The organism is Methyloglobulus sp. (assembly GCF_964779595.1).
In genome coordinates this window covers 1-26,791 of the sequence record NZ_CBAROL010000004.1, presented here as the reverse complement: position 1 = coordinate 26,791, position 26,791 = coordinate 1, and the positions used below count along the sequence as shown (strand labels likewise).

General features: G+C 44.9%; 29 protein-coding genes and 1 tRNA gene. 18 read left to right on the top strand and 12 right to left on the bottom strand.

The window, feature by feature from the left end; genetic code table 11:
- Positions 1–5: 5 nt before the first annotated feature.
- The 3 genes from AC1YY3_RS02935 to AC1YY3_RS02925 are packed head-to-tail and all read right to left on the bottom strand — an operon-like array spanning position 6 to position 4,464.
- Entirely contained in the window at positions 6–1,424 is a 1,419-nt protein-coding gene (locus tag AC1YY3_RS02935; RefSeq protein WP_481822966.1) for a TolC family protein, read from the bottom strand.
- A complete protein-coding gene (locus AC1YY3_RS02930; protein ID WP_481822965.1) occupies positions 1,421–2,797 on the bottom strand; it encodes an HlyD family secretion protein in 1,377 nt (458 codons plus the stop codon). The genes AC1YY3_RS02935 and AC1YY3_RS02930 overlap by 4 nt, the downstream gene beginning before the upstream one ends.
- Positions 2,794–4,464: an ATP-binding cassette domain-containing protein gene (locus AC1YY3_RS02925; protein ID WP_481822964.1), complete on the bottom strand. Its 1,671-nt coding sequence runs from the start codon at positions 4,462–4,464 to the stop codon at positions 2,794–2,796. The genes AC1YY3_RS02930 and AC1YY3_RS02925 overlap by 4 nt, the downstream gene beginning before the upstream one ends.
- 230 nt (positions 4,465–4,694) lie before the next feature.
- Here AC1YY3_RS02925 and AC1YY3_RS02920 point away from each other — a divergent pair, with 230 nt between their 5' ends.
- Positions 4,695–5,345, top strand: coding sequence for a TetR/AcrR family transcriptional regulator (locus AC1YY3_RS02920; protein ID WP_481822963.1), 651 nt, complete (start codon positions 4,695–4,697; stop codon positions 5,343–5,345).
- A 28-nt stretch (positions 5,346–5,373) separates the two neighbouring features.
- On the opposite strand, the gene dapE is transcribed toward AC1YY3_RS02920, so the two are convergent.
- From dapE to AC1YY3_RS02885, 7 genes are read right to left on the bottom strand one after another with little or no spacing between them, the layout of a single operon-like run.
- Complete coding sequence (gene dapE, locus AC1YY3_RS02915) at positions 5,374–6,504, bottom strand: succinyl-diaminopimelate desuccinylase (protein WP_481822962.1); 1,131 nt, start codon at positions 6,502–6,504, stop codon at positions 5,374–5,376.
- Positions 6,501–6,845, bottom strand: a complete 345-nt coding sequence (locus tag AC1YY3_RS02910; protein WP_481822961.1) for an ArsC family reductase — start codon at positions 6,843–6,845, stop codon at positions 6,501–6,503. The genes dapE and AC1YY3_RS02910 overlap by 4 nt, the downstream gene beginning before the upstream one ends.
- A gap of 2 nt (positions 6,846–6,847) precedes the next feature.
- Positions 6,848–7,090: a hypothetical protein gene (locus AC1YY3_RS02905; RefSeq protein WP_481822960.1), complete on the bottom strand. Its 243-nt coding sequence runs from the start codon at positions 7,088–7,090 to the stop codon at positions 6,848–6,850.
- 57 nt (positions 7,091–7,147) lie between these two features.
- Positions 7,148–8,629, bottom strand: a complete 1,482-nt coding sequence (locus AC1YY3_RS02900; protein ID WP_481822959.1) for a Fic family protein — start codon at positions 8,627–8,629, stop codon at positions 7,148–7,150.
- A gap of 57 nt (positions 8,630–8,686) precedes the next feature.
- Complete coding sequence (gene dapD / locus AC1YY3_RS02895; protein WP_481822958.1) at positions 8,687–9,505, bottom strand: 2,3,4,5-tetrahydropyridine-2,6-dicarboxylate N-succinyltransferase; 819 nt, start codon at positions 9,503–9,505, stop codon at positions 8,687–8,689.
- An 11-nt stretch (positions 9,506–9,516) separates the two neighbouring features.
- The gene (gene dapC, locus AC1YY3_RS02890; RefSeq protein ID WP_481822957.1) at positions 9,517–10,767 is read right to left on the bottom strand and encodes a succinyldiaminopimelate transaminase; all 1,251 of its coding nucleotides are present in this window, start codon (positions 10,765–10,767) and stop codon (positions 9,517–9,519) included.
- A gap of 2 nt (positions 10,768–10,769) precedes the next feature.
- Complete coding sequence (locus AC1YY3_RS02885) at positions 10,770–11,552, bottom strand: M48 family metallopeptidase (protein ID WP_481822956.1); 783 nt, start codon at positions 11,550–11,552, stop codon at positions 10,770–10,772.
- Positions 11,553–11,727: 175 nt separating this feature from the next.
- On the opposite strand from AC1YY3_RS02885, the gene AC1YY3_RS02880 reads away from it, so the two are divergent.
- Positions 11,728–12,780, top strand: a complete 1,053-nt coding sequence (locus tag AC1YY3_RS02880) for an NAD(P)-dependent alcohol dehydrogenase (RefSeq protein WP_481822955.1) — start codon at positions 11,728–11,730, stop codon at positions 12,778–12,780.
- Positions 12,781–12,816: 36 nt separating this feature from the next.
- Here the strand turns inward: AC1YY3_RS02880 and AC1YY3_RS02875 are convergent, their stop codons facing one another.
- Positions 12,817–14,058 (bottom strand): hypothetical protein, encoded by a 1,242-nt coding sequence (locus AC1YY3_RS02875; protein WP_481822954.1) that lies wholly within the window; start codon positions 14,056–14,058, stop codon positions 12,817–12,819.
- Between AC1YY3_RS02875 and AC1YY3_RS02870 the strand changes: the two genes are divergently transcribed.
- From AC1YY3_RS02870 to fae, 4 genes are all read left to right on the top strand, one after another.
- On the top strand, positions 13,979–14,218 hold the full coding sequence (locus AC1YY3_RS02870; protein WP_481823051.1) for a hypothetical protein: 240 nt from the start codon (positions 13,979–13,981) through the stop codon (positions 14,216–14,218). The two genes, AC1YY3_RS02875 and AC1YY3_RS02870, sit on opposite strands and share 80 nt — an antisense overlap.
- 91 nt (positions 14,219–14,309) lie before the next feature.
- Positions 14,310–15,650, top strand: coding sequence for a TolC family outer membrane protein (locus AC1YY3_RS02865; protein WP_481822953.1), 1,341 nt, complete (start codon positions 14,310–14,312; stop codon positions 15,648–15,650).
- A 93-nt stretch (positions 15,651–15,743) separates the two neighbouring features.
- A complete protein-coding gene (locus AC1YY3_RS02860; RefSeq protein WP_482194299.1) occupies positions 15,744–16,610 on the top strand; it encodes a class I SAM-dependent methyltransferase in 867 nt (288 codons plus the stop codon).
- A 145-nt stretch (positions 16,611–16,755) separates the two neighbouring features.
- Complete coding sequence (gene fae, locus AC1YY3_RS02855) at positions 16,756–17,304, top strand: formaldehyde-activating enzyme (protein ID WP_481822951.1); 549 nt, start codon at positions 16,756–16,758, stop codon at positions 17,302–17,304.
- A 100-nt stretch (positions 17,305–17,404) separates the two neighbouring features.
- On the opposite strand, the gene AC1YY3_RS02850 is transcribed toward fae, so the two are convergent.
- A complete protein-coding gene (locus AC1YY3_RS02850; RefSeq protein WP_481822950.1) occupies positions 17,405–17,761 on the bottom strand; it encodes a hypothetical protein in 357 nt (118 codons plus the stop codon).
- A gap of 422 nt (positions 17,762–18,183) precedes the next feature.
- On the opposite strand from AC1YY3_RS02850, the gene AC1YY3_RS02845 reads away from it, so the two are divergent.
- From AC1YY3_RS02845 to AC1YY3_RS02790, 12 genes are all read left to right on the top strand, one after another.
- Positions 18,184–20,361 carry a type I restriction-modification system subunit M gene (locus AC1YY3_RS02845; RefSeq protein WP_481822949.1) on the top strand — a complete coding sequence of 726 codons (2,178 nt, stop codon included), beginning with the start codon at positions 18,184–18,186 and terminating at the stop codon, positions 20,359–20,361.
- Positions 20,348–21,754 carry a restriction endonuclease subunit S gene (locus AC1YY3_RS02840; RefSeq protein ID WP_482194298.1) on the top strand — a complete coding sequence of 469 codons (1,407 nt, stop codon included), beginning with the start codon at positions 20,348–20,350 and terminating at the stop codon, positions 21,752–21,754. The genes AC1YY3_RS02845 and AC1YY3_RS02840 overlap by 14 nt, the downstream gene beginning before the upstream one ends.
- An 83-nt stretch (positions 21,755–21,837) precedes the next feature.
- Positions 21,838–22,092, top strand: coding sequence for a DUF4160 domain-containing protein (locus tag AC1YY3_RS02835; RefSeq protein WP_481825015.1), 255 nt, complete (start codon positions 21,838–21,840; stop codon positions 22,090–22,092).
- A gap of 5 nt (positions 22,093–22,097) precedes the next feature.
- Complete coding sequence (locus AC1YY3_RS02830) at positions 22,098–22,340, top strand: DUF2442 domain-containing protein (RefSeq protein WP_481825014.1); 243 nt, start codon at positions 22,098–22,100, stop codon at positions 22,338–22,340.
- Positions 22,337–22,543 (top strand): hypothetical protein, encoded by a 207-nt coding sequence (locus AC1YY3_RS02825; protein ID WP_481825013.1) that lies wholly within the window; start codon positions 22,337–22,339, stop codon positions 22,541–22,543. Before AC1YY3_RS02830 ends, AC1YY3_RS02825 begins: the two co-directional genes overlap by 4 nt.
- An 83-nt stretch (positions 22,544–22,626) precedes the next feature.
- Positions 22,627–22,902 carry a hypothetical protein gene (locus AC1YY3_RS02820; RefSeq protein ID WP_481825012.1) on the top strand — a complete coding sequence of 92 codons (276 nt, stop codon included), beginning with the start codon at positions 22,627–22,629 and terminating at the stop codon, positions 22,900–22,902.
- Between the two features lie 226 nt (positions 22,903–23,128).
- Positions 23,129–23,251, top strand: coding sequence for a hypothetical protein (locus AC1YY3_RS02815; RefSeq protein WP_481825011.1), 123 nt, complete (start codon positions 23,129–23,131; stop codon positions 23,249–23,251).
- 31 nt (positions 23,252–23,282) lie between these two features.
- The gene (locus AC1YY3_RS02810) at positions 23,283–23,504 is read left to right on the top strand and encodes a hypothetical protein (protein ID WP_481825010.1); all 222 of its coding nucleotides are present in this window, start codon (positions 23,283–23,285) and stop codon (positions 23,502–23,504) included.
- The gene (gene dbpA, locus AC1YY3_RS02805; RefSeq protein WP_481825009.1) at positions 23,455–24,840 is read left to right on the top strand and encodes an ATP-dependent RNA helicase DbpA; all 1,386 of its coding nucleotides are present in this window, start codon (positions 23,455–23,457) and stop codon (positions 24,838–24,840) included. The genes AC1YY3_RS02810 and dbpA overlap by 50 nt, the downstream gene beginning before the upstream one ends.
- 63 nt (positions 24,841–24,903) lie before the next feature.
- Entirely contained in the window at positions 24,904–25,314 is a 411-nt protein-coding gene (locus AC1YY3_RS02800) for a protein YgfX (protein WP_481825008.1), read from the top strand.
- A 188-nt stretch (positions 25,315–25,502) separates the two neighbouring features.
- Positions 25,503–26,594: a redox-regulated ATPase YchF gene (gene ychF / locus AC1YY3_RS02795; RefSeq protein WP_481825007.1), complete on the top strand. Its 1,092-nt coding sequence runs from the start codon at positions 25,503–25,505 to the stop codon at positions 26,592–26,594.
- 54 nt (positions 26,595–26,648) lie between these two features.
- Positions 26,649–26,725 (top strand) — tRNA-Met (locus AC1YY3_RS02790).
- Positions 26,726–26,791 lie beyond the last annotated feature (66 nt).

The window sequence follows — 26,791 nt, the reverse complement described above, 5'->3', positions numbered from 1 at the left end:
ATCGGTTAATCATTGCGTATTGCCGCGACACCTAAAACGGCGTGGTAATCTGCGACACTCCTGAACAAGCTGGCGTCCGCTTCGGCATACAGCAAGGCAGCATCGCCCGTGGCGATTTCCCGCAAGTTCACGAACAATAAAGTGCTTTCGCCTAACTCAAAGCGGATTTTTTCGCCGTCTTCCAGTTGTTCTGCGGCATTGAGTTGTTCGGCACTTAAGTTCAGACGTTTTCGCACGGCAGAAAGTGCCGAATACACGTCTTTGACTTCCGCTGAAATCCGGTCATCTTGCAACCTTTTATCAAGATTCAAACGATGGACATTAGCGGCAGCAACCTGGGCGCGTCCGGTGGCGGTGCGTTGTTGCAGGGGAATATCAATATTTAAGCCTAGATACAATTCGTTGCGGTTAATCTTATCGCGGCTATCGCCGCCGATGTCATTAGCTGCAGTGACGGTAAAATCAATGCCCGGCGCACGTTGGTTTTGTTGCAATTCCAGTTCTGTCTGTGTTTGTTTGGCTTGCAATTCCAGACGTTTAGATTCAGGCCGTTGATTGAGCGATGTTTGCAAGGCTTCGTCCATGCTGACGATTTTTATTGAATCAGGATTCGGAAAATGTTCTGGCAGTTGCTCATCGGTGGGAAGCTGGGGTTGGCCGGCATCATCTCGCCAATACAGCGATAATTGGATGGCGCTTTGTTCCAATAAGCGTTGTGCCGCAACCACCCGCTCTTGTCGTTCGATAATAGCCCGTTGGTTGTCCAGGGCTTCAAACTCGGGTATATCGCCTGCTTCTACCCGTTCCCGTATGCCTTGGTCGCGCTGTTCGGCAATCTGCAGCAAATGCTTGGCTACCATCAATCGCTGTCCTGCCAGCACCCAATCCCAATAACGGTAGGAGGCAATCCGGGTCGCCTCGATCAAGGCCTGTTCATACTCGTGCCCAGCGATTAATTGGCCTAATTCCGCCTGTTGTAAACTGGCTCTACGGCGGTCAATGTCGCGATTGCGCCATAAGGGCACATTCACCCCGATGCGGGCTTCCCCACTGTCGGTGGTCTGGCTTTTGCCCTCATAAACGGCATAATCGCCAATGCCACGCCGCCAGCCACCAAAAAAAGTCGTGCCCCAAAGCTTAGTGGGTTGCTCCAGGCTAACGTCATTGTTTTGGTTTTCATACAAACCTGTAACAGACCAGCGGTTTTGGGATTTTAATAAGGTATCAAAGCCGCCCTCTGCCGCAGTGAGTTCACCTGCGGCCACTTGCTTGCGTTGTTCGGCAGCCAGCAAGCTGGGGAAAGATTTTTTTGCCGCAGTCAAAACGTCCTCAAGTGACAATATCGAAGCCTTGTTTTCTGGGTTTTCCACTCCCAGACCAATGGCCGGCAGCAAGGTAAGTACCACAATAACAAGCCTTATCATGCGTCCTTACCTTCATCGTTTTTGGGCTTGTAATCGTCCTGTTTTGCAGGATTACCTTTGTTAATTTCAGAAGAATAAGGCTCTGGCAGTATCAACGGTGGAAAGCCATTGAAAATCCGCCACAATTCATATCCCAGCGTAACTTGTCCCAACAGTACCCAACCGTTCACGCGCACACCTTGACGTAAAAAACGCACTTTCGGCCACTCAATGTCTTCAAGATCTGGCCTGACCACTACCCGAAAATGACCTTTACCGTCATCGGTTGCATCAATCAAGACTACCCGACCACCAAAGGAGCCTACCGAAAACTCAGGCCAACCGCCAAACTGTATCGCGGGATAGCCTTCAAATTGCAAGCGGACTCGGCTACCCGTCACAATCAAAGGAAGATCATTCCCATCAACCCATAATTCAACCGCACGTTCTTTAGTGTCCGGGACAAAAATAGCCAATGCCTGTCCAGGCTTCACCATTTCCGCCCATGGATTTGCCAATAAGCGCAGGACAATCCCATCCCGAGGCGCGGTAACCGTTTGGGTTTGTTGTCGCGCCAAGCGGGTTTGCAATTTTAGGATGTCTGCACGGACACTGTTTTGGTCTTCAATTGCCTTGTTTAAGTCGGCACGGGATTTTTCAACATTAGCCGATGCATCTGCCACCAGTTTTTGCCAATCCGACGTAAAGGCATCCACTTCACTTTTTGCGGCTTCTAACGCCGCTTGTGTCCTTTCCACTTCTGCGGCACGTTGAGCCATTTCAAGTTGGGATAATTCCAGCGTCCGCTGCGAAGCCAACCCTTTCGATCGCAATTGTTGTTGCCGGGATAGGTTTAGGGTGGCGGTCTGTTTCGCTGCTTTAGCGGCTTGTACAGATTGGTCGGCAGCTTTACGCCGTTCATTCGCCATATCCACACGGGATTGCGCCGCTGATATGGCCTGGGGACGGGCGCGTTCTGTCATCCGCAATTGTTCACGGAAGGTGTTGACGCGGTTGTCGGTGGCTTCTTGCTTTGCCAATGCGGCTTTCTGTTCGCTTTCCAGACGTTGCAGTAACTGTGGGTCGTTATCCAGTAATTCTGCCAATATGTCGCCTTGCTTAACCTGCGAGCCTTCCCTGACCAGCCAACGCGAAATTCGGCCATCCACCTGTGCACTAATGAGTTGTTGACGGTCAGCAGGGGTGTAAGCAACCACTCGTCCGAGGCCGCGCACGTTTTGTTGCCAAGGAGTAAACCCTAAAAATAAAAACAGGAGCAGGAACAATTTGAGCAATCCCCGCGCAATACGTTTGGCAACGGGTGCTGTCTCTACCGTTTTTAAGGTATTAATGACGGATAATAAAGGTCGGCTTGAATCATCAATGTGTTTCATAAGCCACCTTGATTCTCTTCATTCATATTCAATATCATGCCGTTATCAAGTTTGATTATGCGGTCAAATCGAGCAATGATGTCGGCGCATTGACTAGTCACGATCAATGTCCACGGCGTATTTTTGGCTAGCAAATGGTCAAGAATCGTTGGTAATGCTCGGTTATCAATTCGATCCAGCACCTTGTCCAACAACAGCAACCGCGGTCGCCCGATCATTGCCCGTGCCAAGGTTAAGCGTAAGCATTGTTCATGAGTTAATGGCGAACCATTCGGTAATAACTGGGTTTCCAAGCTGTCAGGTAATTCTGCAATGGTGCCGACCAAACCAACATGATCCAATATTTGCCTGACTTCCGTTAACGTCAGCGCACGCCCCATGCTAATGTTATCCAGAAATGTGCCAGCAAAGATCTCAGCGTCCCTCACTAGGCTGACGGTATTGCGTAACAGCCCAAGATTAAGGTCGCGAAGGTCTTGGCCGTTCAAACAAACCTGACCAGAACTGGGTTGGCGTAGGCCATAGATAACATCGAGTAAGCTACCTTTATCCATGCCTTCGGTAATAACTAGGCGTGAGCCCGGGACTAGCTGTAAACTGATATTATTAAGCGCATCTAAGTGTATCCCTCCAGGTAATGAGAGGTTTTCAATAGCTACCTTATAGGGTTCTTCTATAAGTTCTGGCGCTCCGCCTTTGTCTGTTTCCTGCGGCAAATCCAATAGATACCCAAGCTTATCGACACTCGCCAACATGTCGTAAAAGTTTTCCAAGGTTTTACCCAGGCGGGTTAATCCGTAGATCATTGCACCAACGACCAATTCCGCTGCAATCAGTTGCCCTAAGCTAAGTTGGTTGGAAATCACCATCCAGCCACCCATCCCCAACAATAAGGTATTGGCAAGCGTGTGCAGAATTAACGCGCCAATATTTTGGCTGGACAACACCTTGAAATGCACCGAGCAAGCATCAACATAGGCTTGCGCAATATGGTCGGTTTGGGCGTTAAGATAAGCTTTGTTTTCGGACGATTTGCTTAAAATAGGATTCGCCGCTATATCCTCCAGCCAAGCCGCAGCCTTATATTTCGCCTTTGATTGCTCAATGGCAGACGCCAAGCCATTTTTGCCCATCCCAAACAAAATAAAGGCCAAGGCACTAACAAAGAACAGGTCAAAAGCCAGCAATAGCGGATGATAAAACGCCAACAAGATCATGCCGATTAAAGTCTGCAACACATAGCCCAGTGTTTCCAGCAACATCACCGAAGCCGTTTTCTGTAACGTCACCACATCAAAAAAACGGTTGGTTAATTCCGGTAGATGGTGTTCGTCTTTTTCAGCATAACGGGCTTGCTGTAAGCGGGTAGCTGTTTCCCCAAACATGCGAACAAATACCCGTCGTTGCAACATTTCGACCACATAAAACTGTAGGGCGACCAAGCTGTTACTAAAACCCAATAAGACCAGCAGCACCAAGGTGAGCACCAACAATGGCTGAAACAAGGCACCGAACGCAATGGTGTTGACGAGCGCTTGGACAGCAACTGGTGTGGCTAACGACAGAACGCCTATACCAACACCGTAAGTGATTAGAATTTTGATGTCTTCACGTTCTAGCGTGATTAGCTTTTGTAATCTCTGGAAGGGGCTGAGCGAGTTATTCATACGAAATTAGTACCGAACAGATCATTTACTTTTCCTTATAACAACTTTACAATCTTAAATGATAAACAAACAACTGTTATAGATAGTAATACTATCATTATTGGTTGTAAAGATTATTTTGGCTTGTCGCTAACGGTTTTTTATTCCGTTTCTGTAAAACCAAGATATTAATCTGTAACTAATTTAATTAAAGCAAAACAGAAATTATGGTAATTGAATTGCAGATAAAGATGAATGAGAAGTTATTTCTTAGGAACCCGGAGCAATCTGAACTGGGGAAGAAAATAATCATGCATAGCATCCAGCTAATACACAAAAGCGGCTTTGAAGCCTTTACCTTCAGAAAGCTAGCCGAGGATATTGGGACGACCGAAGCGGGTGTTTATCGGTACTTTGAAAACAAACACCGTTTGCTGATTTATATTGTCGCCTGGTATTGGACATGGCTGCAATACCAAGTCATGTATCAAACAAATAATATTAACGACCCCATCGTTAAGCTTAAAATGATCATCAAGCTATTGGCTACAACAGTGGAAGATGATCTCAGCACCAGTTATGTCGATGAGGGTCTGTTGCATCAAATCATAATCACCGAAGGTTCCAAAACTTATTTAACGAAACGGGTGTCGGAGGACAATAAAGACAAGTTATTTAAGCCTTACAAAGACTTATGCGCCCATATCGCTAACATTATTAAGGAGTGCAATCCGAATTATTGCTATCCAAAATCATTAGCCTCCACCATTATTGAAATGGCACATTTCCAGAATTTTTTTATGAACAACCTGCCATCCTTAACTGATTTCGGGCAAGGAAAAGACGATAACAGCATTATCGCTTTCCTTGATGACTTGGTATTTAAAACTATAGCTGTATAATTCTAGATTATTGATTGTGTTAGCTTTATTAGTTAGCTAGTAAATTAATCAGGATTTGTTCGTAGATAGCTGACAGCACTTCAAGATCATTCACGGCTATATGTTCGTTGATTTTATGGATGCTTTCGTTCAATGGCCCCAGCTCGATGACTTGTGCGCCAGTTGGTGCGATAAAGCGACCGTCTGAGGTGCCGCCGCCCGTGTCGTCTTTGGTTTCATAGCCATTGATGGTTTTGATAGCAGCATGGGCGGCTTCAATCAGTTCGCCACGTTTAGTAAGGAAGGGATTGCCGGACAAGCGCCATTGCATATCATAGCTAAATCCGTGTTTATCCAGAATAGCGTGAGTGCGTTTTTTGATGATGTGTTCATCTAATTCCGTGGAAAAACGTAGATTAAATTGTACTTCCACGTTGCCGGGGATGATGTTCTCCGCCCCCGTACCTGAATGAATATTGGAGACTTGCAAGCTGGTTGGTGGGAAGTTGTGATTGCCTTGATCCCAAACTTCTTCCGTTAATTCCTTTAACGCAGGAGCAAAATTATGGATGGGATTATTGGCAAGTTCAGGATAAGCGACATGACCTTGAATGCCTTGGATCGTTAGTTTGGCACATAGAGAACCACGTCGTCCTACGCGAATTACATCGCCGATTTTTTTGTCACTGGACGGCTCACCGACTAAACACCAGTCTATTTTTTCGTGTCGGGCTTCCAAAATTTCCACGACTTTAACAACGCCATTGGTGGCTATGCCTTCTTCATCGCTGGTCATCATTACCGCAATTGATCCTTGATGATGAGGATGATTGGCAACGAAGCGTTCAACAGCGGTTACGAAGGCTGCAATACCGCCTTTCATGTCGGCAGCACCGCGCCCATAGAGTTTGCCATCGCGGATAGTTGGTTCAAACGGCGGCGAAACCCAGGCATCCAAAGGGCCAGTCGGTACAACATCCGTATGTCCCAAAAATACGAACAACGGTTTTGCAGTTCCTTTACGTAGCCAGAGATTTTGCGTATCGACAAAATCAAGTCGTTCTTCGCTAAAACCTAATGGCTTGAGGCGATCTGTCAGCACATCTTGACAGCCTTCATCCTTGGGTGTGACGGAAGGACGGCGGATAAGGTCGTTGAGGAGTTCCAGGGTGTTGCTCATGTTAACTTGGCTTGGTAGATTTCTGGTTTAAAACCGATCAAGAGTTCACTGCCGGTATTTAAAATCGGTCGTTTAATCAAGGTAGGGGTGTCCAACATAAGCTGCAAAGCTTTTTCTTCCGTGAGATTAGCTTGTTGCTCGGTACTCAGTTGCCGCCAACTGGTGCTGCTGCGGTTAAGCATGGTTTCCCAGCCCAAATCAGCAGCAAAATGTTGAAGCTGTTCCGACGCTAATCCATCGACACGGTAATCGTAGAACTGATATGCGATACCGTTGCTGTCTAGCCACAACCGCGCTTTTTTAACGGTATCGCAGTTTTTTATGCCATAAAGCACAGGCATAATTACAACTGGCTGTTCAGCAATTCATCAATATCAGGCAGTTCTTTGTCGGATTTGCAGCGGATTTTATACAGATCGACGAATTCCATAAAGGCTTGCTGTAAGTCTTCAAGAATTTCCTCCTCATTTTCCCGCTCATCTTCGGGAACCTCGCTTGATTCTAAATACTCTTGTTGGAGAGCGATTTCGCTGTTAAGGGCAAGGGTCGCGTAAATGATGGCATTGTTGGATATGTTTTCGCTCATGGTATGCTCATGGTTAAAGTTAAAGAGATTTAGTTATACTTATTGCACTTGCTTTTGTTACAAACGATCGCCATATTCTTTTACAGCCACCGCTAGAGCTGTATCTACCCAGCGAGTAAAGGCAGCTATAACATCATCAGCATTTGTCTTATTGGTAATCACAAATGGTTCAAGCGAACATACAAAGAAGTTTTCTTTCACAGATTGTCTGTCGTCAGAATCCTCAAAGGATTCCAATGTTGCAAAGGCTGTTACTTCCATAATCCCAGATAGCTCTCGGCCAATGTGATGAAAAGATGTAATAAATACAAGTCGTTCACGATTAGCGCGAATAGTTGCTTTTACAAAATAGTGATCTTCTGAGAAATTGATGAATTTTCCAGTTTCATTAGCAGAAGCAATGAGTTCATATTTATACCAATGGGAATTTCCTTTATCTTGACCGCCTTCACCAACAAATATGTCGGCTTCAGCTATTCCAGAGATTACATTCTTAAGCTCAGTAAACGCTTCTTGAAGCGAATAACGCGCTTTTGATCGAAGTTTTATTGCAACATTATTGACTTCTCGAAGCTCTGTGTATTTTGCTAAACGACGTTTTCCGAACTTGTCCGCTAAACCAGCTATTACTGCTGACGTGAGATTTTTTTGTTCGTAAATCTCAGCATCTGCATCAATGCTTAACGCTTGTAAGATAGCAGAACGCTCTAAACGTGCAAATAATGAAGCTAATGAAGAAAGATTGTTTGCGTCAGCAAGTTCAAGAGCAGAAATGTATTCGATGCGAAGGTCTCTATCTATTACTAACGGTAATAATTGTGCTCGCAATAGAACAAGAGTAGTAAGTGTTCTCGCCAAGCGGCCATTACCGTCTTGATAAGGGTGGATTTGTGTAAACCTGTGATGAAACCATGCGGAAACAATAATCGGATCCTCTGACCCATATTCATTGAGCCAGTTGAGTAAATTGTCCATCTCTGACTCGACATGAACTGGCGGACAATATTCATGAGTAGCTCCATCAGGACGTTTTGGATTATTTGGATGCTCTTTAAATTTACCCTTTAAAAGCGAAATTTCAAACTGTTTTCCAAATTGATCAATTGCTATTGTTGTTTCTTGATGCCCCGTGATAATGACGTGTAATTCATGAATAACGGACTTTGTAAGGGGACGGTTTTTAGCAATGCAATCTATAACAAGTTGAATAGCAGCTTCCTGATCTCGAAGAATATCAATTAGCCTTGATGGCTCTATGTCTGTGCTTGAACGGGAAACGATCTCTTCTACAAATCCGGTTGCTATCAATGCTTCTGTAGTACCTCTATCAAGATCATACAATCTTTCCAAGATTCCCGTTTCCACACTCAATCTACGGACAAGTCTCTGATTAAAGTCACGAAAACTACCTTCACTTGAATCTTGTAGGCGATTTTTAAATGCACGCCAGGAATCATAGAGTGAGTGCATTGAGGCAAGATCAATTTCGCGATCTTCGTCCGATAGAGGTTCGATTGGTTTCCAAATATAACTTGCCATATCAATTTCCCAATACAATCTCGTGATTAACAGAATGCAAAGAGCATCAATTGCTTTCTAATCCCGCAACAACTCATTAATGCCTGTTTTGCTACGTGTTCGTTCATCGACTTGCTTGATGATCACCGCACAATACAGGCTGTATTTGCCATCGGATGAAGGCAGGTTGCCGGAGACGACAACCGATCCGGCCGGGATGCGTCCATAGCTGACTTCGCCGGTCATGCGGTTGTATATTTTAGTGCTTTGACCAATATAAACGCCCATCGAGATAACGCAGCCGTCTTCAACAATAACACCTTCTACGACTTCGGAACGTGCGCCGATGAAGCAATTGTCGCCGATAATGGTCGGGCCCGCTTGTAAAGGTTCTAGCACACCGCCGATACCGACGCCGCCGGAAAGATGGACATTTTTACCGATTTGGGCGCAAGAACCCACCGTTACCCAGGTGTCAACCATCGTGCCGCTGTCTACATAAGCACCTATATTGACGTAAGATGGCATCAGGATTGCGCCCGGTGCAATGTACGAGCCGCGACGTGCGACAGCATTGGGTACGACGCGTACGCCAGCCTTGGCGAAGTCTTCTTCAGAATAGTTGGAGAATTTACACTCGACCTTATCGTAATAACGGGTGTTGCCCCCGTCCATCAGGCGATTTTCGTTGATGCGGAAGGACAATAGCACGGCTTTTTTCAGCCATTGGTTCGTCACCCAGTCGCCATTGATTTTTTCGGCAACACGGGCTTTGCCGGTGTCGAGCAAGTTTAGTGCTTCGTTGACGGCATTGCGTACTTCCGCTGTGGCATTTGCTGGAGTGATGTCGGCGCGTTGTTCAAAGGCATTGTTGATGGTGTTTTCTAGTTCAGTCATGGTTATTACTTTTAGTTTAAGGTGGTTATGAAATTTTTGATTCGATGTGCGGCTTCGATACAGTCAGCCAATGGCGGGACTAATGCTATACGAACGTAATTTTGACCGGGGTTAATATTAGCGAATTCGCGGGATAAGTAACTGCCGGGCAAAACTGTAATGTTTTCTTTGGCAAAAAGTTGTTGGGCGAATTCGGTATCGGCAGTTGCTCCAGGCAACTTACTGTACTTTCCCTGACCTTGTAGGTCGTTAGACAAGTTTGTTTTTAGCCATATATAAAAGCTAGCTTCAGGTTTGCTAACATCGCAGACATTGCTAAGTATGTCGATAAAGGCGGCAAATTTGGCACGGTACAATTGGCGATTTTCGATGACATGTGCCTCATCCTGCCAAGCATGAATACTGGCGTGTTGAGTTGGCAAAGGCATCGCACAGCCTTGATAGGTACGGTATTGAAAATAAGATTGTAAAATTTTCGCATCGCCCGCAACAAAGCCAGAACGTAACCCCGGTGCATTGGAGCGTTTAGATAAGCTATGGAAAACTAAGCAACGATTAAATGTCGTATTGCCCATTTCGTAAGCGGTTTGTAACAAGCCGACTGGCGGATTGTCTTCGTCATCATAAAGTTCGCTGTAGCATTCATCCGAGGCGATGATGAAACCGTATTTTTCAGCCAGCTGAACCAGTTTTTCCTGACTGGCTTGAGGCATAACCGCACCACTGGGATTGCCCGGCGAGCAAATATAAATCAACTGGCAGCGTTGCCATACGTCTTCGGGTACGGAATCAAAATCCGGCAGATAACCATTTGCTTCTACCGTATTCAGGAAATAAGGTTCCGCACCTGCCAATAAAGCCGCACCTTCATAAATCTGATAAAAGGGGTTGGGCATGATGACGATGGGCTTTGCTGAAACATCAACCATGCATTGTGCTATCGAAAACAAGGCTTCGCGTGTGCCACTTACGGGCAAAACCTGGGATTCGGGATCAATCGCCTCATGTGGGATTTTGAAACGAAAACTCAACCAATCGGCAATCGCCTGCCTTAATAAGGGAATGCCTTTGGTGGTTGGGTAAGTACCAAGTCCTTTTATGTGTTCAAAGAGCGCATCCTGAATAAATGCTGGAATTGGATGTGTTGGCTCACCAATGGATAAGCTGATATGCGCTTTGTGTTCTGGCGCAATAATACCTTGCTTAAGTTGCGCCAGTTTTTCAAAAGGATAGGGATGGCAAAGTGCTAAACCTGGGTTCATGCTCAAATACAGCGCGGTTGCTTGCCCATAGCTTGCGCTTGTTGAAATAAACCCATCGCTTGCGGCATGTGCTGCTCCAGATTTTGAATGCGAGTGGCATGGGAAGGGTGGGTAGACATAAATTCGACCGACTGTTTACCTTGCGTGGCTTGCTCCATCTTCTGCCACAATCCGATGCTTTGCCTAGGATCAAACCCCGCTTTCGCCATCAAATCCACACCAATAATATCGGCTTCGCTTTCCTGCGTACGTCCATACGGTTTAAGAACGCCGTATTCTGCACCAACGCCCAATAATCCAAAGCCAAGTTGACCCAAGGCAGATGTTGGCATGGTCATCGCTTGCAATACGTTCAGGCCTTGGCTCATCGCCATTTCTTGCGAAGCCCGTTCATTACTGTGTTTAGCCTGAACATGACCAATCTCATGACCAATAACAGCAGCCAGTTGTTCCTGATTATCGACTAATTGTAGCATTCCGGTATGTACGCCAATTTTATTGCCAGGCAGTGCAAACGCATTAGGGCTGTTGTCTTCAAAGACCACGACTTCCCAGTTACCACCCACAACCTGCGTAATGGCGTTAGCTATACAGGTCGTTGCCTGATTGTACTGATTGTTATAGCTGAGTTTTTTATCTCTTTTTAAGGTATCAAAGGCCTGCAAACCCATCTGATTGATTTGCGTGTCAGGCATAAAGATGAACTGACTTCTGCCAGTGGGACTGGTCGCACAAGCGGTTAGTAAACACGTAATTAATGCGATAGGAAATAGTTTGCTAAACATACACAAAACCTATAAAAGCGAGTAAGGATTGCCATTTTAACGTAATTTGAGAGTGTATAAGTAATTAAAATTACACGTAGACATTAACTTTAGGCTACATTTTACTGATAGTGAACAACCATCATATAAAATAAAAATTGCTGATATAGTTACCAAAACACGACAGGAGCTTCCCATGCTAAAGACCCACGGTTACGCCGCGCATAACAACCATTCACCGTTAGTACCATACAGTTTTGAGCGCAGAAACCCAGGTGCAAATGACGTTCAAATTGAAATCCTGTTTTGCGGCGTGTGCCATTCTGATATTCATCAGGTACGAAATGAATGGGGTAATGCCAATTTTCCTATGATTCCTGGTCATGAGATAGTTGGCAAAGTAACCGCAATAGGCAATCAAGTTACTGGATTTAGCGTTGGCGAGACGGTCGGCATAGGCTGTCTGGTGGATTCCTGCGGTGTATGTTCGGATTGTGCCGATAATCTGGAACAATTCTGTAATTCGGCAACCTTTACCTACAACTCAGCCGATAATATCTCAGGTGGCAATACCTACGGCGGCTATTCTTCCCAGATCGTCGTCAATCAACATTTCGTACTGCATATTTCCGATAAGCTAGATGCCGCTGCAGCCGCGCCGCTGTTATGTGCGGGCATTACCACCTACTCGCCGTTAAACCATTGGCAAGTCGGCAAGGGCGATAAAGTTGGCATTGTGGGCTTAGGTGGGCTTGGACACATGGGCGTTAAATTCGCCCGTGCAATGGGGGCGCATGTTGTGCTATTTACCACCTCGGCAAGCAAAGTGGACGATGCTATCAGGCTAGGCGCACATGAAGTCGTCATTTCCAAAGATACCGAAGCCATGCAACAACATCGGCTCAGTTTTGATTTCATCTTGAATACGGTCGCTGCTGCCCACAATTTAGACAGCTTTACTGAACTGCTCAAACGCGATGGCACTTTATGTTTGGTCGGTGTACCCGATCAACCACACCCCTCCCCTGCAATCGGCAACCTAATTTTTAAACGTCGCCAAATTGCCGGATCGCTAATCGGCGGTCTAAAAGAAACCCAGGAAATGCTGGATTTTTGTGCCGAACATAATATCGTCTCAGATATAGAAATCATCCCAATACAAAGGATAAACCAAGCCTACGAGCGCATATTGAAAAGTGATGTTAAGTATCGGTTTGTTATCGACCTGGCAAGCTTGGAAGCTAAATGAAAGATTTAAGAGTAGCGTGATTCTCGATCAATCGTCTCAATCAATCGTCTCCACCCAACGACAGCGTTCATTAACCATTTTAGATGCTCTGATGTTACCAATTCCCTTGGCGATCAAAGCAATAACGCGATCATCTGTACCATAACCAACATGCGCTTCCAAAGGATTTGCGACCTTACCAAAATTGAAGGCATTGATGATTTTTGCTACGTTGATGTTGATATTGGTCACCTCAGTACACAATCTGGAATCTAGGTATTTCTCCACGAATCCTTGTGGGATAGCGTAACTTAATAGATCGTTCGGATCGCTAAAAGCAATGATCGGGGTATTTGCCAGTATGCGCTGTTCGTATTTATCCCCGCCTGGTAAACAATAAGATGGCTTTTGATTACTTACTTCCGGCATTTTTTCGCCTAATTGCAATAGGGGTAATTGATTGGACATCATGTAAATAGGCAGTTTTTTATGCTTTAAAGCTTCCTTAAAATCAACATCGCGCCTATCAATCCGCGTCGCTATACGCTGTAAGCCGTCGATAGTAATGCGACTCCCAAGGCTGTGCGATACAAAGGCGTACTGATCGACAACCAAATTTTTAATCAATCCATCATCATTAAAGGAACAAACTTGGGCTTTGCCCTCGGAAATAGTTTGCCAATCGCTTTTAATCATCCAGCAAAATGCTTGCCCAAAAGAGACTAAAATATCGTCCCGGCTCTCCCCCAAATAAATGATCGGATCAGGCCCTGTGCTATTGGAGAATTGTTTCATCAGGTTGTTTATTTCTGCTCGGCGAAAAGCATATTCTCCTGAATTATCATAAGCTAACACTTCTTTCTTCTCAGCAGTAATAGCAGACCACGTTAATTCATAGAACATCAGCTCCTTGCTTCTGTCTTTACTCAGCAACCTGACAACGCTTAAATTACCAAGGTTTTTGCTAGTATCGTGATTACTGGTTAAAGGGATATTCTTTTTCAGGGCGGACATCACGGGTAAATCCAGTTCTGCGGCTAACTTTTCGACAAATTGCGTAGAATATCCTGGCAGGTGATCGCCCACACCATGCACCATCAGGACTTTCATCTTGCCATGCCTATTGTCCAGAAACGGCGCAAGCCCATCAAAGGCTTTGCCCCAAATTTCACAAACACGGGTGTCCACGGCATCCTGTTTTTCAAAAAAGGCTTCAACCATGCCCTTACCCATACTGGAACAAGCACTCAAGGAAATCGTTAAGGATGACAAAAAGAAAATTTTAAATAGAAGTTTCATGCGTTATAGTGAAAGCCGTGAGAAAAAACCTGCAAAATACTACCACTTACAAGGGAAAATGAGTAATGCACAGGCTGGTAAAATTAAGGAATTTCTGATTAAGTTCTTCAACAGGCTTCCTTCGACAGGCTTCCTTCGACAGGCTCAGGACGAACGGTAACGGGTTGATTGCGTTCGTGGTGGGCCTGTCGAACCATGAACGCAATCAACTTATTCAGAAATTCCTTAACTTTACACCTACCAAATATCTTATGAGACAAAGATTAACCAACCTGATTGCCGTGCTGTTGATAAGCGTTCCCGCCTTGCTACGGGCGGAGAATTTAATGGACATTTACGAACGTGCCTTGCAAAACGATCCGATTGTCAAGCAAGCCGAAGCCAAACAATCGACTGCCCGGGAAAGCAGGAACCAGGGACTTGCACGGTTTTTTCCTACTGTAGCCGCCACAGGGGCATCAGGCAGGGAATGGCGACATAATAGAATATCAAATCTAAACAATTTATTTCCTTCCAATCAGGAGTATTGGAACCATACTTTCAGCGTTAATTTAACCCAACCGCTGTTCCACTGGGATCATTGGGTGCAATTAAGCCAGTCCGATAATCAAATTGCCCAGGCTGAGGCAGAATATCAGGCCGAGTTACAGAAGCTGATGGTGAGGACGACCGAAGCTTATTTTAATGTGCTGTCAGCCCAGGATAACCTGCAATTCACGGTATCGGAAAAACAGGCGATTGCAAAGCAGCTTGAACAAGCCAAGGGACGCTATGAAGTAGGCATCATTCCCATCACCGATGTCTACGAAGCACAGGCCGCTTTCGACCAGACCACTGCCAATGAACTTGAAGCCGCCAACAACCTGGACAACCAAAAAGAAGCCTTAAGGGAGATTATCGGCGACAGTGAAGCATTGGTAAGTTCCCTAGGTGAAACCCTGCCCCTAAAAAAACCTGTGCCAGACAATATGTCAAAATGGGGCGAAACCGCAGAAACCAATAACCTGAGCATTATTGCCGCCTTCAACCAAATGGAAGTAGCACACAAAGACATCGACATACAACGCAGCGGCCATTTACCTAAACTGGACTTGGTTGGCGCTTACGGCGTATCAGAAAATGGCTCTGCGTTCGGGCCACGCGGTGATAACCAAAGTATAGGCGTGCAATTGAATGTGCCTTTATTTGAAGGCGGCGCAGTCAATTCCAGGACCCGGCAAGCCAGCTTTGAATATGAAGCCGCCAAAGAAAATTTGACCGCTGTCAAACGCTCGGTAAAACGCCAAGTCAATAACACCTACCGCAGCATAATGACCAACATCAGCCGCATAGAAGCCCTCAATGCAACGGTAACATCAGCGTCCAGTGCCTTGGAAGCCTCCGAAGCCGGATTTGAAGTCGGCATACGCACCATGGTTGATGTACTCGGCGAACAACGTAACGTCTACCGCGCCAAACGCGACTTGTCCCGCGCCCGTTATGATTACCTGATTAACACCATCAAACTAAAGCAAACAACCAGCGACCTCACTCAAAATGATCTTGAATTAATTAATGGCTTGTTGGTGACTAGCTCTACCCCGCTAAAATAATAGGTTGTGGGTGAGATTCGAGCCCCAACAAAAATAATCATCTAAGCATAGACATTGGGGATTCGTACCCAATCACCTGAAAAGCATGGCTGCATGAATACATCTGCCGGAACACCATCACACGAATACGGCTTACCCTGGCCTGACTACGAGCTGCTTGATGCAGGCGACGGTAAGAAACTGGAACAGTGGGGAAAGATCATTACCATTCGCCCCGACCTTCAAGCACACTACAAACCGGGATGGCCTTACGCCCAATGGCAAGCAATGGCACATTGGGAATTTGAGGAACAATCCTCAACGCAAGGTAACTGGAAAAACATCAAAGCGCATTCTCCCGAGCAATGGATTATTGCTTATGGCAAATTAAACTTCGGCTTGAAGTTAACCAAATTCAAACATGTCGGCCTTTTCCCGGAACAACAGGCCAACTGGCGTTTTATTCAAGAACAGGTTTATGCTGGTCAAAAGCTATTAAATTTATTTGCTTACACCGGTGCGGCATCGCTGGTTGCACGTGCCAATGGTGCGGAAGTGGTACATGTTGATTCGGTCAAACAAATGCTCACCTGGGCTAAGAGCAATATGGAACGCAGCTCGCTTTCCGACATCAAATGGGTGCTTGAAGACGCGTTAAAATTTGCCCAGCGTGAATTGAAACGCGGCAACAAATACGATGGCATCATCATGGATCCACCCGCCTGGGGCTTGGGAGCTAAAGGCGAAAAATGGATATTAGAAAACCATCTGTCCAGTTTGATAGAAACCGCGCACGGGCTGATGAATCCCAAAGCTTTTTTAATTCTTAACACCTATTCACCTAAAGTGACGTTGGCAGATTTGGCAAAGTCTGCCGGACCGTATTTCCCTGATAATAAAATGCACATAAAACAACTTTGGATGCAAACTAAAACCGATAAAGAACTGTTTTGTGGAAATTTATTACGGGCGATAAAGTAAAACTATTTTCCATCGTTCCCACACGGCAGGAGCAAGGAAATGAAAATGGTGGGCAAAACCACATGCTTTACTTGCTAGCCTAATATCCTACATAATGACATTACATACTAATCCCGACCATTTTTACCTTTAAGAGGAAAACACCATGAGCGAAAGAATCATTATGCGTACTGGGGAAGCCTTAGTCGCTGGCGGCCCGCCCGGCACAGCAGCCGAACCGGAAGTCATTATCGGCGAACTTGACGGCCCTGTCGGCACAGCAATTGCCAGCATGACCGCTGGACAAGTCCAAGGCCATACCCGCGTGTTTGCCATTTTGAACACCGACATCCAGGTCAGGCCAGTGACGTTGATGGTCAGTAAAGTCACCGTCAAAAATACCCGTTACACCAACATCTTAATGGGTACGGTACAAGCCGCTATCGCCAATGGCGTTTTGGATGCAGTACGTGCGGGTGATATTCCCAAAGACAAAGCCAACGATTTAGGCATCATCGTCTCTGTGTGGCTGAACCCCAGCGTAGTGACCGACGATGCGTTGGATCATAAAATCCTATTCGATATTCACCGCAAAGCCATGGCAACCGCCATCCACAAAGCGATGAATAACCAACCAGATATCGATTGGCTACTGGAAAACCAGGATATGATTACTCATAAATATTTCCAGATGGGTCTGGACGGTAAAATTTAGATACAAGTGCAAAACCCCACTAGTGGGGCTTTCGCCCTAGCCAAATTTTAGGTTAAAAGATTCAGACGGAAAACACTCAGCCTAAGCAGGACAACCTCAATTAAATAGCTTCCTGTTCTTTATCTTCCTGTGCTGGGTTTTCGGCTTTTAGAAGCTCGGCGATTAGCTCAATATGAGCCGTCAACTGCGGTATCACAGGAATTTTCCACGCTTTTCCGGCAATATGGGCGAATATATTATTCAACCAGGGTTTGTTCGATTGTACTTGTTGAATGATGAATTTGTTTGATTCACCATCGCTAATGATGGCAAAACCATCCAGCCAAACCTCAATGGCTTCTGCTTCACCGTAAAGCGTCGTTTGAACGTAAGCTTTGCGCTCGTCGGGGTCGAAACTATAGTCGGTTAATGCTGCAATGCCCTTGAACACCATATTCGCCACCCATAAGACCATCATTTTGGGTGTCCAATTAATTGCAATTTTTTACTAAACTGCTTTTAAAACTCATTTTTTGCCTTCATCAATGTCAGGGTAAGGTTGATAATTTTAACCGTTCTTTGATTTGGTCGCTAAACACAACCAAAAAAATGTTTCAAAAGTTTCCTGAAAAAACCACCTTTGCCAGTTTGATCGGCTCTGGTACGAGACGCATCGACCGCGAATGATGCGCTTCACTTCTTTCAGCGTATCCTATCGAACTAAAATAATAAATGGGTTGATTGCTACGAATAAATCAATCGAGTCCGCTCCATTGGTTCATAGACAGCGAAATACTGCTAAAATCAACACAACTTTGTGTCTATAAAAGTGTTGATACATCAAATTTCAAAATCGAAAACAACGCAATGGTGTGTCAGCACACCTCATCAAGACAATAAATGAACGAAAACCAAGCCATTGACTACATCCAGCTAGGCATCGAAAAGGGATTAATTAAACTCCTGGATGACGGCAAGCGTATCGAATACGTCGAGCAAAAGAAAAGCCGCTTATACAGTAACCCAGAAGAACAAGTGCAGTCCGAAGCTTACTGCCGCTTAATCCTCGAATATGGTTATCCCAAACACCGTGTACAAAATTTTGTTATGGTGACGATGGGGTCGGGTAAAAAAGAAGCAGATATTGTCGTTTATAACGATGATGACTGTTTAGAACCACATATTTTGGTGGAATGTAAACAACAAGAAGTTTCTGAAGCTGAATTCGCCCAATCAATTAATCAAGCCTATTCATACGCTTTTGCCTTACCCAATAATGTCAAATGGGTTTGGGTAACATCCAAGATTAAAAACGATTATTTTCAAGTTGATAAAAGTAAAAACACCCGTAAACCGGAGTCTGATATTCCGCCCTACGGCGTGGATAAATTGGCCCCTTATAAGTTTGTTAAAGCTGCGGACAAACTGAAACATAAAGAAGGTGAGCAAAAATTTTTCGACTTACAAGTTGTCGCTGAGGACGAACTGACCCGCCGCTTTAAGCAAGCACACAATGCGTTATGGGCTGGCGGTCAACTCAACCCATCAGAAGCCTTTGATGAATTGGATAAGCTCATTTTTTGTAAAATATGGGATGAACGGAAAGCCCGTAAACAGGGCGAAGCCTACGATTTTCAAGTTATCCAAGAAGAAGGCAAGGGTTCAAATGAGGAAGAAAAACAACGCGATGCGTTAAGAAAAACCAACGAAGCCTTATTCATCCGCATTAATGCACTCTACGAAGAAGGCCGAAAAAAAGACCCCGAAGTGTTCCGCGATAATATCCGCCTTACCCACGAACGGGTGCGTACCATTGTTGAATACCTGCAAGACATCAACCTGAACAAAACCGATTTAGACAGCAAGGGCCGCGCGTTTGAAACCTTCATGGATTCATTCTTTCGCGGCAGCTTTGGGCAATATTTTACCCCGCGCCCAATTGTAAAATTCATTGTTGATGTGTTGCCGATTACCCATGAATCACTGGTCTTGGATACCTCCTGTGGCAGTGGCGGATTTTTGTTGCACGCCCTGGAAAAAGTCCGCCGCGAAGCCAACGAATTTTACGACCCAGAAAGCAAAGAACATTGGCAACATTGGCACGACTTCGCCGAAAAACGCTTATACGGCATAGAAATCAACGAACAAATCAGCCGCGCAGCCAAGATGAATATGATTATTCATGACGATGGACATACCAACGTTATTAGTGCTGACGGCTTACTCAAAGACACCAAACTGCAAGAACTGTCCAAAAACAACGGCTTTAAATACGGGCGTTTTGACTTCATCATCACCAATCCGCCGTTTGGCAGCGCGGTTAAACTCACCGAAAAAGCTTATTTAGATACCTATACTTTTGGGCAAAGAGACACCTCTTGGTTAGACCTTAAAAACAGCGGCGTTAAAAACCGTGACACCCAAAGTACAGAGGTGTTGTTTATCGAACAATGCCATCAATTCTTAAACGCAGGCGGCTATCTGGCGATAGTCATCCCCGACGGCGTACTCACCAACAGCAGTTTGCAATACGTACGTGACCAAATTGAAGACTGGTGCCGCATTGTCGCCGTGGTCAGTTTGCCGCAAACGGCTTTTACTGCCACGGGTGCAGGAGTAAAAAGCAGCGTGTTGTTTTTGCGTAAATACAGCGCGGATAAAACCCACGCCTTGCAACAGCAAAAACTCAGCTTGCAAGCCGACTTATTGACTGAGAACAGCTACAGCCAAGAAGTAGCCCGCATCGAGAAAGAAAAGAAAACAATCCTTGACCAAGCGATTGGCGCAAACTATGAAGGCAACACAGCCGCCTTTAAAAAAACCGATGCTTATAAAGCATGGAAAACCGAGAAAAGCACCGAATACACCGAGCAAATCAACGAACTGAAAGAGCGCTTGGAAGAAGCCTATATACTCAAAAAACAAAGTGCCTTGTCTGACTACCCCATTTTTATGGCAATTGCCGAAGACATAGGTTATGACGCGACAGGTAAGCAAACAGGGAAAAATGAACTAGATATCATCAGCACAGAGTTAGCACGGTTTATTGTAAAAGAGGTAAATCGTGAGTCCATCTAAATTAAACCGTGAAGATGGTTTAAAGATTTTTTTCATTAATCATTCAGATGTTGATGGTCGCCTTGATCCTCTGTATTATTTTTCAGTCAATAACTTAAACATCGTCAATAATACGCGTTATCCAGTTAAAAAATTGTCAGAAGTTATTGAAATGCAACGGGGACGTTTTGGGCATCGCCCAAGAAATGAACCCCGATTTTATGGCGGTGAATATCCATTTATCCAAACAGGTGATATTGTTCGAGCCAGTCAAAGCAATGGACAAATTACTTACTCGCAAACCCTAAACGAGCTGGGTTTAAAAACCAGCCGATTATTTAGCAAGCCTATCGTGGTCATCACCATTGCTGCCAATATTGGGGATACGACAATTTTGGATTATCCAGCATGTTTCCCCGACAGCTTGATTGGCATGACACCAAAGACCAATGAGCTAACTCTTGAATACATTAATTTGTATTTTAAGTTTATCAAGACTTATTTAGAGGATTTAGCGCCACAATCAGCGCAAAAAAATATCAATTATCAACAGTTGTCGCCTGTTCCTATTGTAGTTCCACCTTTAGAAATACAGCAGCGCACCGTTCAAATCTACCAAGCCGCTTTAATCGAGCGGCAACAAAAAGAACAACAAGCCCAATCACTTTTGGCGGGGATTGATGCGTATTTATTGGCGGAGTTGGGTATTACTTTGCCGCAGCAGGACAATAGCCTTGAAAAACGCATGTTTACTGCGCCGTTTAGTACCGTGATAGGTGGTCGGTTAGACTCCAATTATTATCAAGACAAAGCTGTAAAAATTGCACTTGATAGCTCGTCTTATGATTTATTAAAAATAAAAGAAAAATGTACTTTCTTATCTGGATACGCTTTTAGCTCTGATGATTACATTGAAAGTCTAGGCTGCTATTTAGTCACGATTAAAAATATTTCTAAAAACCTAATAGACTTATCAAATTCCACATTCTTACCTACATATTTTTATGATGAATATAATAGATTTAAAATTGAAAAAAACGATTTAGTTTTTGCAATGACGGGGGCAACAATTGGTAAGGTTGGCATCTTTGAGCAAGACACTAAAGCTCTTTTAAACCAAAGGAATGGAATATTACGCTCAGATAAAATGAATACTTATTATTTAATGAATTTGTTAAATACTGCCCTCTATCAAAATTTAATTCTCAAAAATTCAGTTGGGGGAGCACAACCCAATATTAGCGAAACTGCTATTATCAATCTACATATTCCTCTGCCGCCCATTGAAAAACAAAATGAAATAGCAAACCATATTGCAAGTATGCGCAATCAAGCTAAACAACTCCAAACCGAAGCCGCGCAAACCCTGGCCGATACCAAGGCCGAAGTGGAACGTATGATTTTGGGTGAATGAGGAGACGAACAGATGCCACTATCACCACCGCCCCTGCAAAAAAGCAGGCAATAATGAAAACTATGTATTAAGGAGTATTACTGATGCCCGAAATCTGCCGTTTTTATGGCATTATTATTAGGATGTACTTGATTGACTGGGAGCATCCACCCCGCCATATTCATATAAAATACGGCGAATTTGAAGCTGTCATGGAACTGGAAAAACTCAATATTATCGAAGGTGTAGTACCTAAAAAATGTCGCCAGTTGGTTCGGGAATGGGCGGAGTTACACCAGGATGAACTGCTGGAAATGTGGGATAGCCAAAATTTCCATCCCATTGCCCCGTTGGAGTAAATACCATGAAACTTAAAAAATTTGAATACCTTGAAGGTTATCGCTTTAAATTAGAGTTTGTAAACGGCGAAATCAAAGCCGTTGATTTAACTGACTTGATTGCTAAACACGTCGGCGTTGAAGATTTACCCTCCGCTTGCATCGACCCTGAGTGGGGATGTCTTCAATTCAAAAACGGCAATGCTGATATCGAACCGAAAACTTTATATAGGTTTGCTACTTCGAATAGCTTTGAAAAAGCGGCATGATAAGGGACGAATACGATTTTTCCAATGCTGGACAAGGTAAATTTTATATCCCTGCTGAAGACATTCAATTACCGATATATTTGGATAAGGATGTAATTCAATGCTTAAATGAAAAAGGTCTGGCACAACAGGAAAGCTTACAGTCTTTAGTCAACGATCTGTTACGCAAAGATATTGAAATCGCTAAACGAGTGGCTTTGTGAGTAGTCGAGTTGTTGTAAGATGCCCGCTTGTTTGATAGTTGTAGTCCCTAACGGCGCAGGAAACCACCTTTGCAATGGAGTATATGCCGACAGTAGCGGGTTGCCGTCGCTTTATTAACGCCGATTTGATCGCTGCTGGTTTGTCGCCCTTAGCACCAGAACAGCATTTACTGGCCGCCAGCCGTTTGTTCCTGCATGAGATTGAAGATTGCATTAACACTCGCCAGGATTTTGCTTTTGAAACCACGCTTGCCGGACGAAGTTATATTACGCTGATAGAGCGATTACAAACTACAGGTTGGCGAGTCGAGTTAATTTATCTGGCCTTGCCCAGTGCCGAAATGCGCGGTTACGGGTAGCGGAGCGCGTTGCCCACGGTGGACATAATATCCCTGAAGCTGAGTTAATACGCCGTTTTCCCCGCAACCTACATAATTTATTGCATGTCTTTTCCTCAAAGGTTAATCAAATAGAGTGTTACATGAATAGCGATACAGCCCCAGAACTGGTATTTCAGCAGGAAGGCACTGCACGTACTATTTTCCATCCCGAATTTTTTGCGCTATTACAGCAGGAGGCTCAATCATGAATGCCAAGCCAACCCCTACACCAAACGCAGACACACAAGCCACGCTGGATTGCTTGCGGCAAGCCGTCAACAAAACTCTGGAACGTAAACGCCGCCTTGGACAGTATTCAGTGCAATAGCTAGGGAATGCCCCTTGCGCCGTTGGAGATGATGCTCCGGAAGATTTACGTGCGCCGCATCAATCTGACAGTTATTGAACCTAAAGAAGCCCTGATATTTGGGTCAGCTTTTCCTTATCCGCCTCAAAATATCAGTATCTGGTATCATAAGCCATTGAATGCAGACAGTTCGTCGGTATTCGCGTTAATACATAGAGTCCATTGTGAAGTCTGCCGCCTTTTCGTCGCTACCGTTAAAACCCGCCCTGCTTGAAAATATAGAATCCTTGGGGTATACCCAACTTACCTCCATTCAGGCGGAAAGTTTGCCGCACATTCTTGAGGGCAAAGACGTGATTGCACAAGCCAAAACTGGCAGCGGTAAAACGGCCTGTTTTGGTATCGGGATGTTATCACGCTTGGATTTGAGCAGTTTTAAGGTTCAAGCGATGGTGGTGTGTCCTACCCGTGAACTGGCCGATCAGGTCTGCAAAGAAATCCGCAGGCTGGCGCGTTTTACACAGAACATCAAGATCTTAGCCTTATGCGGCGGCGTGCCTTTCGGACCACAAGTTGATTCCTTGCGCCACGGCGTTCACATTGTCGTCGGTACGCCGGGACGTTTGCAGGAACATCTGCGTAAACGCAGTTTACGCTTGAGCAACCTGAACATGCTGGTGCTGGATGAGGCTGACCGAATGCTGGATATGGGCTTTGAAGAAGCCGTTACCGAGGTTATTTCCTACGCGCCGACGCATCGGCAAACCCTGCTGTTTTCCGCCACGTTTGCAGACCCTATTCGTGAACTGAGCCAGAAGTTTCAATATAAACCGGTTACTGTCAGCATTGAGGAAGCTCATCACGCTGATGTTATCGAGCAACTTTTTTATGAAGTAGAAAAAAACCGGAGAACTGATGCTCTAGGCTATCTGCTATCGTATCATCGCCCAGAATCGACGGTCATATTCTGCAATACCAAAAAAGATTGTCACGATGTCGCCAATGAGTTGGCAAATAGCGGTTTTTCCGTCCAAGCTTTGCATGGCGATCTGGAGCAAAAAGACCGCGATCAGGTGTTGGTGCGTTTTTCCAATAAAAGTTGTTCGATTCTGGTGGCGACCGATGTTGCCGCCCGTGGCCTGGATATTAAAGAATTGCAGGCAGTGGTTAACTATGAACTGCCGTGGGATCCTGAAATCTACGTCCATAGGATTGGGCGCACAGGCCGCGCCGGAAATAAAGGCTTGGCACTGAGTTTATGTACGCAACAAGAACTACCCAGGGTTAAAGCCATTGAAGAGTATCAAAACACCACGGCTAAGTGGGATGAAGTAGTGCCTTTTAAAATGAGCCACGAAGACAGGTTTGAACCACCAATGGTCACCTTATGGATAGATGGCGGCCGCAAAGATAAGGTACGTCCAGGTGATATATTGGGCGCTTTAACTGGCGATGCAGGGATTTCCGGCACTGAAGTCGGCAAAATCGACATCTTTGATAACCATGCTTACGTGGCGATAAAACGGGAAAGTGTCAATGCTGGCCTCACCTGCTTAAGAAACGGCAAACTAAAGGGGCGTAGTTTTAATGTTCGCAAGTCGCAATGGTGATGTTTATAAAACTGTGACAACATTCATCTGAACTGTTTAAAACGTAAGATTTAGGGCATCCAATTGATCGCAAAAAAACACGGTGCAGCATTTGTCGCCGAACTCAAGCCTTCAATAAAGTTAAAAAGATTAGTCATCGTTATTCATCTTATCGCGTTGGGTGCGAGTGTATCCAATGCCTTGCCACTTATACTGAAACTTGGATTTGCTGCTCTCATCGGCTTAAATTTCAAGATCAACTTCCCCCAGCTTAAGATTGAACAACGTAAAATACGGTATACCGAAAAGCTGAGTTGGGAAATTTCCGAGGGCGGTGATTTTGAAGCGGTAGAAATATTAAAATCAACTGTCGTCACAACGGCTTTTATATTTCTACAAATGCAGAATAAACCCACCATCTTCATTGCCAATGATGCACTAAGCGAAGACGATTACAGGCAGCTTATCGTAAAGCTGAAAATGACTGTGCATTAGTCTTAGCTACTGCATTAATCGCCCAGATTACTGTTGAAACTTGTATAATGCCGCTTATTATCTGGAATCTCTGAACACGTTACCGTTCATCCTGAGTCCATCGACGATCTCAGGAGAGTCCTGGCTAAGGACTCAACCAGAATCCGCAATTCTTTACCTTTACACCTTATCCATTTCCAAGAGAACTTATGGCACTTTACTGTGGAATTGTTGGTTTACCCAATGTGGGCAAATCAACCTTGTTTAACGCACTCACCAAAGCAAAAATTGCGGCAGAGAATTACCCGTTTTGCACTATAGACCCCAACGTAGGTGTCGTACCCGTACCTGACCCCAGGATGGATAAACTGGCAGAAATTGTCAAGCCAGAACGCATTATTCCTACTACCATCGAGTTTGTCGATATTGCAGGACTCGTCGCTGGCGCATCCAAAGGCGAAGGCTTAGGCAACCAATTCCTGGCAAATATCCGTGAAACTGATGCTATTGCCCACGTCGTCCGCTGCTTCCAGGATGACAATGTCGTCCACGTCGCCGGAAAAATCGACCCGCTTTCAGATATTGAAGTCATCAATACCGAATTGGCGCTGGCCGATATGGCTTCCGTGGAACGAGCGTTGCTACGTGTAAGTAAAGCGTCCAAATCCGGCAACAAAGATGATCTGGCGAAAAAACAAGTCTTAGACCGCATCTTTCAGCAATTGGATGCCGGACTGCCCGCACGAGGATTAGCTTTAGAAGATGAGGAAATAGCCCTCATCAAAGATTTGTGCTTGCTAACCTTAAAACCCACCATGTACATAGCCAATGTTCAGGATGACGGCTTTACCGACAATCCCTTATTAGATAAGGTACAGGCATTTGCCGATAATGAAGGGGCAACGGTGGTAGCAATCTGTGCTGCTATAGAGTCAGAAATAGCGCAGCTTGAAGACGATGAAAAAAAGGAATTTCTTGATGATCTAGGCTTGGAAGAACCTGGTCTTAATCGCGTCGTAAGGGCGGGTTACAGCTTGTTAAACTTAGCCACTTACTTCACCGCTGGGGTTAAAGAAGTCAGGGCATGGACTATTCCTGTCGGTGCTACTGCTCCTCAATCAGCAGGGGTAATCCACACCGATTTTGAAAAAGGCTTTATCCGCGCCGAAGTTATTTCCTACCAAGACTTTATTGCTTATAAGGGCGAACAAGGTGCAAAAGATGCCGGTAAGTGGCGCTTAGAAGGCAAGGAATATGTCGTTAAGGACGGCGATGTTGTACATTTCAGATTCAACGTTTGACAAAATAGAGGGTGAAACCTATAATTCGCGGCTCTTTGTCAAACCCCTGCATTCGGCGATATAGCTCAGTTGGTTAGAGCACGGGATTCATAACCCCGGGGTCGGTGGTTCAAATCCACCTATCGCCACCAAGAAAATCAAGCTCTTACGAGAAATCGCAGGGCTTTTTTATTGCCTATCGGTCAGTGTTACATAGT